Origin of the sequence: Nostoc sp. (assembly GCF_036917515.1) — a bacterium.
In the GTDB taxonomy this organism is placed as follows: Bacteria; Cyanobacteriota; Cyanobacteriia; order Cyanobacteriales; family Nostocaceae; genus Nostoc.
This window is the reverse complement of record NZ_JBALDE010000246.1, coordinates 24,776-34,935: the sequence shown is the minus strand read 5'-3', so window position 1 is coordinate 34,935 and position 10,160 is coordinate 24,776. Positions and strand designations below refer to the sequence as shown.

Annotated in this window: 6 protein-coding genes; 3 read left to right on the top strand and 3 right to left on the bottom strand. The window is 43.5% G+C overall.

The genetic code is table 11. The features are described from left to right. Positions 1–518: 518 nt before the first annotated feature. Together V7K89_RS31635 and lepA are read right to left on the bottom strand one after the other, a co-directional pair. Positions 519–1,706 (bottom strand): glycosyltransferase family 4 protein, encoded by a 1,188-nt coding sequence (locus tag V7K89_RS31635; protein ID WP_335194431.1) that lies wholly within the window; start codon positions 1,704–1,706, stop codon positions 519–521. A 230-nt stretch (positions 1,707–1,936) separates the two neighbouring features. Continuing rightward, entirely contained in the window at positions 1,937–3,748 is a 1,812-nt protein-coding gene (lepA, locus tag V7K89_RS31630) for a translation elongation factor 4 (RefSeq protein WP_335194429.1), read from the bottom strand. Positions 3,749–4,354: 606 nt separating this feature from the next. On the opposite strand from lepA, the gene V7K89_RS31625 reads away from it, so the two are divergent. Both V7K89_RS31625 and V7K89_RS31620 read left to right on the top strand, forming a co-directional pair. Beyond that, positions 4,355–4,591: a hypothetical protein gene (locus V7K89_RS31625; protein WP_335194427.1), complete on the top strand. Its 237-nt coding sequence runs from the start codon at positions 4,355–4,357 to the stop codon at positions 4,589–4,591. A 177-nt stretch (positions 4,592–4,768) separates the two neighbouring features. Beyond that, positions 4,769–6,553 (top strand): sensor histidine kinase, encoded by a 1,785-nt coding sequence (locus V7K89_RS31620; RefSeq protein WP_335194425.1) that lies wholly within the window; start codon positions 4,769–4,771, stop codon positions 6,551–6,553. A gap of 349 nt (positions 6,554–6,902) precedes the next feature. Here the strand turns inward: V7K89_RS31620 and V7K89_RS31615 are convergent, their stop codons facing one another. Next, positions 6,903–7,271 (bottom strand): ArsR/SmtB family transcription factor, encoded by a 369-nt coding sequence (locus V7K89_RS31615; protein ID WP_335194424.1) that lies wholly within the window; start codon positions 7,269–7,271, stop codon positions 6,903–6,905. Positions 7,272–7,490: 219 nt separating this feature from the next. On the opposite strand from V7K89_RS31615, the gene V7K89_RS31610 reads away from it, so the two are divergent. Then, positions 7,491–10,145, top strand: coding sequence for a heavy metal translocating P-type ATPase (locus tag V7K89_RS31610; protein ID WP_335194422.1), 2,655 nt, complete (start codon positions 7,491–7,493; stop codon positions 10,143–10,145). The last annotated feature ends 15 nt before the right edge of the window (positions 10,146–10,160 follow it).

Here is a 10,160-nt window from a genome sequence, read left to right as displayed (position 1 = left end):
GCTGAAGTATTCAATTCGATTATTACTTCATTACTTGAAGTACGGGAAAATACCCGTGTTAACCTGATTCATCCCGCACTTATGCAACGCCGAAATTGCTTGTAGCGTATAATTCTAGCCAGATAAAATCTAAAATAGATTAGGTGTTGGTTGTCCAAATGCTTCCGTAATTGCTGGGAATAGTTACCCAATATTCGGAATAACTGGGAACGCCGATTAAATTGTTTTTACCATTGAGTTATTCCTGATAATTGCCAGTAATTAGGAACCAGAAGAGTACACTTTGATCGCGATCGCTAAAGTTAAGTGCTACTAGGCTAAACTTGTTACTATGTTTGCGCGAGAATAACAGCACGATGGAAAATTATCACCAGTGTGACCATAAACAGCATCTACAATTACAGCAATGTTGTTTTGATGTGCCGCATCAATGGATTTATCAAAGGTTGATTAAGGATTTATGCAAGTTTAAATAAAATTTTAGATCCTCAACTTCTTGAAGAAGTCGAGGATCTATCTTACCAGGCAATTTGCGATCGCTCTTGTACAACTTGCTGATACACTTCCTCTGTTTGCTTAGCTAATTTCGACCAGCTAAAGCGTCGCTCTAAATCCTCATAAGCGTTATCTACCAGCCATTGGCGATAACCGGGATTTTTCAACACTTCTAAAATTCCCCAAGCTAAAGAATCGGGATTGTTCACCCAAGTGACAATGCCTGTTTTGGTATGTTGCACGACTTCAGGAAAACCACCAGTATCAGAAACTACTACAGGTACACGAGAGGCAAAGCTTTCTAAAGCTACAATTCCAAAGGGTTCGTAAAGACTCGGAAACACCGCGCAGTCTGCGACAGTTTGAAATTTATCTAAGTATTCATCGGAGAGAAAACCGGTAAAATAGCAATGATGCCAAATTCCCAAATTCCAGGCTTGGCGCTTGAGATGGTCAGTATTCCCGCCACCAACGATGACAAATTTGACATTACCCCCCATTTGGTAAAGGATCTTAGGTGCAGCATTGAGTAATATCGGTACACCCTTTTCGTAGGTCATGCGACCAAGGTAATAAACGATTTTCTCATTGTCTGTGGCAAATTGGCGGCGAAAATCCAGAGGATGAAAATTTATGTGATGCTGTTTCTTTTCGGCTCGGATACCGTTATAAATGACATCGATTTTATCCCAAGGACTATGCAATGCTCTTTCTATTTCTTGGCGCATATAATCGCTACAAACAATAATCCGCCAAGCGTTGAAAGCTAACAAGGTTTCTTTGCCATTTATATAACCTTGGACATCTGTGTGAATACCGTTATAACGTCCGTATTCGGTAGCATGAATTGTAGCAATTAGTGGTATTTTAAAATTATGCTTGAGAGCGATCGCAGCATCTCCGACTAACCAATCATGGGCATGAATTAAATCAAAGGCCCCTTCTTCTAAAATCAACTTACCACCGTGATTTCCCATACTCAAGTTGAGATTGACTACCCAGTGGAAAAAGTCGTTGCTATATGCCACTGGCACTCGATGTATCTTTACTCCTTCAACTACCTCATACATCGACGCCTGACCAAACTCTGCTGTAATCAGGTGAATTTCATGTCCTAGCTTTACCAGTTCCGGGTACAACTCCGCCACATGTCGCGCAATTCCCCCAACAATCCTTGGTGGAAACTCCCAACTCAGTACCAGTATCTTCATCTACTAGCCTCCCCAACACTTTCATAAATATCTAACAAACTACATTTACCTAAAAATACAAGTATGGCCAATGCAGTGAGTACATTGACTAAAATTTTGACTAAAATTTTTAGATTTTTTAACAGTGATTTTGTTAAAGCTGATCAACAGTAGACGATGGGCAAAGGGCAGGGGGCAGGAGGAACCTACCCTACATGCCAATACGTGATTTAGCTGAATTCTGAATTCTATTAGCTTTGATCCAAGCGCAGTACTGCCATAAAGGCTTCCTGGGGTACATCTACAGTACCTACAGATTTCATCCGCTTTTTACCTTTTGCTTGCTTCTGCAAAAGTTTTTTCTTGCGACTGATGTCACCACCGTAGCATTTGGCTAGCACATCTTTCCGCAGAGCGGGGATATGTTCGCTGGCAATAACTTTACTGCCAATAGATGCCTGAATTGGCACTTTGAATTGATGGCGGGGAATCAATTCCTTGAGTTTTTCTGCCATTGCCCGCCCAACGTTGTAAGCTTTATCTCGATGTACAATCATTGCCAAGGAATCCACAGGATCGCCATTAATCATGATATCCAGCTTCACCAAAGGATTTTCACGGTAGCCAATGAGGTGATATTCCATACTGGCATAACCGCGCGATCGCGATTTCATCTGATCGAAAAAGTCAGTCACGACTTCCGCCAAGGGTAGCTCATAAGTGAGGGTGGTTCGTCCTTGGGCAAGATATTTCATATCTTTGAAGATGCCCCGACGATTTTGTGACAACTCCATCAAGGTGCCAACATAAGTTTCCGGGGTAATCATCTCTACTTGCACGTAAGGTTCTTCAATTCTTTCGCGATCGTTGGGAGAAGGTAAACGGCTAGGATTATCGATGTACAGTTCCTCACCTTTGATGGTAATCACCTTATAAACCACAGAAGGAGCTGTAATGATTAAATCTAGGTTATACTCTCGCTCTAAACGTTCTTGGACAATTTCCATGTGCAGCAAACCCAAGAACCCGCAACGGAAGCCAAACCCCATTGCGCTGGAAGTTTCGGGTTCGTAATGCAGCGCTGCATCGTTGAGTTCCAGCTTTTCCAAGGCTTCGCGCAAATCTTCAAATTGATCGGCATCAATGGGGAACATCCCGCAAAAAACCATCGGGTTCGCTTCTGCGTAACCTGGTAAGGGTGCATCTGCTTTCGCCTTACTGAGGGTAATTGTGTCTCCTACCCGTGCATCAGCTACAGCTTTAATTGCCGCTCCCAAATAGCCGACTTCCCCAGCGTGCAGTTCTTCAACTTGCTTTTGAGTCGGAGAAAGGACACCTAACTCATCAATTTCAAATTCTTTACCAGATGCCATTAGATGGATGCGATCGCCTTTTTTCACGGTGCCATCCATCACTCGAAAATACACAATTACTCCTCGGTAACTGTCGTAATAGCTATCAAAAATTAACGCTCGTAAGCGTTCATTTATCGTATTTGGCGGTGGTGGTATCCGCTCGACAACTGCTTCTAAAATCTCATCAATACCAATTCCTTCTTTAGCAGAAGCCAGAATCGCCTCACTGCAATCTAGACCGATAATTTCTTCAATTTCGCCAATTACCCGTTCTGGTTCAGCCCCTGGCAAATCAATTTTATTCAAAACCGGGATAATTTCTAGGTTATTCTCTAACGCTAAATATACATTAGCCAAAGTTTGCGCTTCTACACCTTGGGACGCATCTACTACCAATAGCGCTCCTTCGCAAGCAACAAGAGAGCGTGAGACTTCATAAGAGAAATCCACATGTCCCGGAGTGTCAATCAAGTTCAGCACATACTGCTGACCATCCTTAGCTGTGTAGTTCATCCGGGCAGCTTGCAGCTTAATCGTAATACCGCGCTCCCGTTCCAAATCCATATTGTCGAGAAACTGTTCCTTCATCTGTCGGTCTTCAACAGTGCCAGTGGCTTGTAGCAAGCGATCGGCGAGGGTTGATTTCCCGTGGTCGATGTGAGCAATAATACAAAAATTGCGAATGCGAACTGCGGGAACGTCAGTCATATACTATCTTTGCCTTAGCAGCAACCAAAGTTAAAAGGGCAATTTACTTAATGTATTTTAATGCTTTCTTAGCCAAGACGCTGCTAGCTTTTTAGTGCTGAGTTCCGAGTTCTGAGTGCTGAGTTAGCAGTCAGCACTCAGAAGTTAAAAGTTAGGAGTTAAGAGTTATTATTACTTCCCCTACCTCCCCTACCTCCCCTGCTCCTCTGCCCCTCTGCACTCTGCGCCTCTTCACCCCATCTTTAACTTTCGATCTAAATAGGTGGACTTTTAAGAATATTATGAAAGTCTATTTGTCACTGCTAGTATTCAACAGCTAGGAGCGTACAATAAATGTAAATAAGTACATGTAGGGATCGTGGGCAATTGCGATCAGTAATTGCCCACGATCGCTGATCTATCGGCAAAATTTCTAGAGCTATTGTCTAGTCAGTTATATGAAAAATTGTGATTTAAAACTTAAAGCTGTTACTTTGGTGCTATTTCAGGGAAGTATTTAACTGTGCCCTTGGAAATTTTTCAGCAAATTAGCTCAAATTAATGAATATAACTACTTTACAAAGCTTTAGACAAAACCAATTCAGAGAATTCAGAGTATATAAACCTATGAATATGAAAGAGAAAACTACCGAAGCGGAAAAAATACAAGCCGATAAGGTAGAAATTGCTGTCCGCTTAGACTCCGAGTTACTAAAGCAAATTCAGCATCTCACCAATGACCCAAGTAAAGTAATTGAGGTGGCGATTCGCCAGTGGTTACGGGGTGAACTCCTCAGAGATGACGAACTAACACGTACACCTGTGCGTAGCCCTATTCCTCCTCGCGGTGAATGGAACGATTGACGCCATTATTAGTTCAAATGTCAATGCAAGTTAAAAAAAGTTAAGTTTGCCAATCTGGTTTCCAAAACACCAAAATATACCCAATAATACACAAAAAAGCTGTAAAAATTTATGTATAAATTTCAGCGGCTTTAGTAAAATTACGGTCGGATACCTTTTGTCTATCCAACTCAATTAATGACTATTACTGCCGATTCCCAATTGTCAAATGTATTTTCCCAAAATCTGGAATCTATTACCAGTAAGACTGATGGCTCATTACCAACTCTAGGAGCCGAGTTGGTGTATACGCAAGATGGGACAGGGTGCTATCTGACCTTTTGTTGGCAGTACAGCGAACTCCTGGGGTTAAATACTGAAAAAATAGTTGACGAACTCAACCAGACCCAAATCTTTGCTCCTGTGGATAAGGTTACTTACTTGGAACGATTGCACCGAATTTTGACAAGTTTGGTGCCAGAAAGGTTTCAGTGTTGGTTTAGCTATCACAAGGAATTATTTGAGTTGGACTTAGTGATTAGTCCGATTATGCCGAGTTTGGGAACAACTGCCACTACAGTTTTAGTGATGGGACGGTTAGTGCAAGCGACACTAAACAAAAAACAAGCGCGTGCGGCATCAAAAATGCCCACACAAATAGAGTTAGCTTTACGATCGCAGCAACACCAAAAACTCGTAAATCGCATTACCAGAAATATTCGCCGGACATTGGATTTAGATATTATTTGGCAGCAAACAGTTGACAGTTTGGGGAAAGCACTGCGGCTAGAACGCTGCATTATTTGTCCTTATCAGCCCTCAAGCTCCAAAGTGCAGGTGAAGGCTGAGTATCGCCAGTCAGAACTCAAATCAATGCTTGGCTTAGATATAGATATAGCTTCTGAGCCTGCCTTTGCTCAAGCCTTGGCAACCCTAGAACCAGTTATGATGGAAGTGGCTGGATACCAAGAGTCAGGGCGGCAGAAAACTTTGGTAGTTGCAACTTGCTATCAAGACCAAGCTAATGGATTGGTTGCCTTGAATTGGCAGGATGAATGCTATAAATTAACAGAATCGGAATTAGAACTGGCAAAAGAAGCAGCAGATCAATTGGGAACTGCGATCGCTCATGCTACTTTATATGAAGAATTAGAAATAGCGCGTCAAAATGCCGAAGAAGCTTCCCGCCTCAAAAGCGAGTTTCTAGCTAATGTATCCCATGAAATTCGTACTCCCCTCAACGGTATGATTGGCTTTTTGAAGCTGATTTTGGAAGGGATGGCAGATGACCCAGAAGAACAAAATCAGTTTTTGGCAGAAGCTCACCACTTATCGATACATCTGCTGAACATCATCAACGATATTTTAGACATTGCCAAAATTGAAGCTGGGAAAATGGAACTAGCTTACGCTCCAGTCAAGCTAGATGAGCTATTCAGTCATGTAGAAGGTTTCATGCGTCCTCAAGCAGAAATGAGAAATCTCAGTTTTCTGATGCAAATGCCTGCTACCTCTGATGAAATCATTGTCCAAAGTAACTACCAACGGTTGCTACAAGTGATGCTCAATTTGGTAGGTAATGCCATCAAATTTACCCATGAGGGTGGCGTTACCGTCAGCGCCGATTTAGTAATCAAAAAGGCGAACTTTCAAGAGCAGCAATTTCCTGGGATGGTGAGAGTACGTGTGGCAGATACTGGTATTGGTGTTTCCTTAGACAAACAAGATAAACTGTTTCAATTATTCTCTCAGGTGGATGGCTCCCGCACTCGCCAGTACGGCGGCACAGGTTTGGGACTGGCAATATCCCAAAAGCTAGTGGAGGCAATGGGCGGCGAGGTACATTTTTATAGTTTGGGCGAAGGACTTGGCTCAACAGTCACATTCACTGTGCCACTATATCAACAACCAGTCATGGTTTCCTCTAATGATAGCGACTCAACGAGTAGTGCTGTTAGCGATAGCGGGGCGTTGAGCCAGTGATGAATTAGTCATTAGACTTCTTGCATAAATCCAAAATAAGAACCCCTCCCCGCAGGCGGGGAGGGGCTGGGGGTGGGGTTTAGGGGACTTTTGCAAGAGGTCTATTGGTCATTGGTCATCTGGAACATTACCAGTGCTGGGTTTTGGGTTTTAAGTTTTTTTTAGCAATTATTATTTAATAACTATATTTATATAGAACCCATTTGGCATCTTTTACTGTCTTGAAGGAAAGTCAATAGTATTTATGCTGGATGAATGTCATCTTCTCTGGAAAAATATATGTGAATATGCTTATAAAAAAGTAGTAATTAGCACGTCTTTGCATTATCAATTTGACTAGGTAACAACCTCAATGGTTATTGCATTTGTCATTTTTAGCCTCTTTTGGCAGATCGTAGTGAGTGCATTCAAAGACACCCTTGGCTACGTCCGCTAGCAGTTCATCTGCTAAGTCTAGAAACTTGGCTACTCTTGCATCAGCCAGTTGATAATACACGTAACGTCCTCGCTGGGAGCGGACAACCAGATCGCAACAGCGTAGACACCCAAGATGGTTAGAAACATTAGATTGGTTTAGTCCTGTAGCTTCAACAATATCGTTGACAGTTAACGGCCCGACACGCAATGCATTGAGGATGGATAGACGCGAGGAGTCGGAAAAGCCGCGAAACAGCTTGGCTTTCAAGTCAACTTTATTAGTTTGAGCAATCATTGACATTAGTAAAGTTCTAAAATATTAGCTTATCAGCCACTAATAATATTTTGCTGATTTATCCGAGCAACTCTCTATCTAGTCATAGACTAACATATCAGTAAATGATAATATGCTGATATGTTAGTTTAGAAGCCGATCGGCTTTGGCGTACCCAGTTTGGAATAAGCGATTGAACACTCAGAAAGCTTTCCATAATTAAAATCTTCTAGCGAATCACCTAAGATGACATCCACTCCCTCTATCAAAATCCAACAAGCACAGATTGGTGGTATGGATTGTGGCAGCTGTGCCAAAACAATTGAAGCGAGTTTGCAGCAGCTGCCTGGAGTCACTGAGGTATCCGTGAGTTTTGCCACAGGGCGATTAAATGTGTCTTTTGACCCGAAGCTCGTGAATGAATCTACCATTCGCGATCGCATTACCGCTCTGGGTTATACCACTGACATCGTTCCAGCCAATCAGGGCAAAACGTTTCAAGCCAAGGTTAATGGAATGGACTGCGGTAGTTGTGCCAAGACCATTGAAGCTAGCTTGCAGCAGTTAACTGGAGTGACTGAGGTATCGGTCAACTTTGCATCAGGGCGATTAGCCGTATCCTACAACCCTCAACAAATTAGTGAAGTCGATATTATCAAAGGCGTGACTGACTTGGACTACACCATTGAGCAGGCTCCGGCGCAGTCCTCTAGTCAAAAACTTCAAGCCAAGGTCAGTGGAATGGATTGCGGCAGTTGTGCTAAGACCATTGAAGCTAGTCTCCAGAAACTGCCAGGGATTTCTGAAGTTTCAGTCAGTTTTGCAACCGAACGGCTAGAAGTATCCTATGACCCAACTGGAATTAGCGAATCAGTAATTCTCAATCGAGTTAATGCTTTGGGTTATACCGTCGAGGAAGTGACAAGCGCGAATGTAGGACATATTGGCACTGGCTCTGATGCTATGCCACCTCACCAGCCGATAGCCAATCAGCGATCGCCAAAACCTGACTTAACAGGTTGGCAGTTTTGGCTGAGGACGCGAAGGGGACAGACTGTCCTTTTTAGTAGCATTGGCTTGGTGCTAGGGGTAATTGTCGAACGAGTATTTTCACTCTATTGGGTTGCCCAAAGCTTCTATGCCATTAGCTTAATTGTTGCTGAATTACCGATCGCCCGAGCTGCTTGGATCTCTCTGAAATTGCGTCGAGCCGACATGAACTTGCTGATGACGCTTGCCGCAATTGGAGCCGCAATCTTGAACTATTGGTTCCAAGGCGCACTAGTCATCGTCTTGTTTACCTTGGGGACAACATTACAAACCTTCACCCTCAGCCGTACTCGCAATGCGATTCGCGATTTGATGGATTTAACTCCACCTACTGCTACAGTCAAGCGGAACGGACAAGAAATAGCAGCTTCGGTTGAAACAATTGGGGTAGGCGAAATCTTAACTATTCGACCAGGACAACGCATTGCCTTAGATGGTGTAGTGATATCTGGAATAAGTGCGGTCGATCAGTCACCAATCACTGGGGAAGCGATTCCAGAAGACAAAGAGAAGGGCGATCGCGTCTTCGCAGGTACGTTGAACTCCACTGGCTTTTTGTCAGTTCAAGTAACCCACTCCGTCAAAGACACAACAGTTTCCCGCATCATTCATCTAGTGGAATCAGCCCAAGAGAGCCGCGCTCCTATTCAGCAGTGGGTTGACCGTTTTTCTACCATTTACACACCGATTGTTCTGACTCTTGCAGCAGGAATTGCATTTGTTCCGCCGTTATTCTTTGCTCAACCGTTTAATGTGTGGTTTTACAAAGCATTGGTATTAATCGTCATTGCTTGTCCTTGCGCTTTGGTAATTGCTACCCCCGTTTCTCTGGTCAGTGCAATTGGGGCGGCAACCCGAAAAGGGGTGTTATTTAAAGGCGGCAATGCACTGGAGACAGCTGGACGATTGACAACCCTTGCCTTTGATAAAACTGGCACGATTACTCAAGGAATGCCTGTTGTGCAAGAGGTTTATACTTTAGGGGAAATAAGTGCAGATACTGTGCTACTAATTGCTGCCTCTTTAGAAGAACAATCAGAGCATCCGTTGGCAAAGGCGATCGTGGCACAAGCAAAAGCAAAGGAAATGGAATTGGAGTCGCCAGAATCCTTTACTGCTGTCCCTGGTAAAGGAGTTTGGGCAAAGTTTGGACAGTCGATTTACTTTGTCGGCAATCGTCGATTGTTTACCGAGCAAGAAATTTCATTATCAGCAGCAGGTGAATCCTTACTGACCGAGATGGAATCACAGGGACAAACTCCCGTATTAGTCGGGACTCGTCAAGGCTTAATCGGTGCGATCGCTCTAGCAGATGGTTTGCGTCTGGAATCCACAGAAGCGGTGCGAGCGTTGAAACGAATTGGATTGAAGCAGCTGGTAATGCTGACAGGCGATCGCTCTCCCGTAGCTAGACAAATTGCTCAACAAGTCGGCATTGATGAATATCAAGCAGAATTACTACCCGAAGACAAACTCCAGGCAATCTACAAACTTCGCCGCGCTGGAGTGGTAGGTATGGTCGGGGACGGCATCAACGATACTCCCGCTTTGGCAGCCGCTGATGTCAGTTTTGCAGTTGGCAACATCGACGTTACCTTGGAAACAGCTGATGTTGTACTAACAAGTGGAGACCTGCGGCGGTTGGCTTATGCAATTAAACTCAGCCAACGCACCCTGTCAGTAATCAAGCAAAGTATTATCCTGGCGCTTGTCTTGAATGGCACGTTTATCCTCTTGGGAACTCTAGGGATAATCGGTTTACCAGTAGCAGTGCTAGAAGATATGGGATCTTCCTTGTTCGTAACGCTCAATGCCATGCGATTGTTTAATACACGAATTAGCGAAATTTAAGGTTTTGCTAAATCA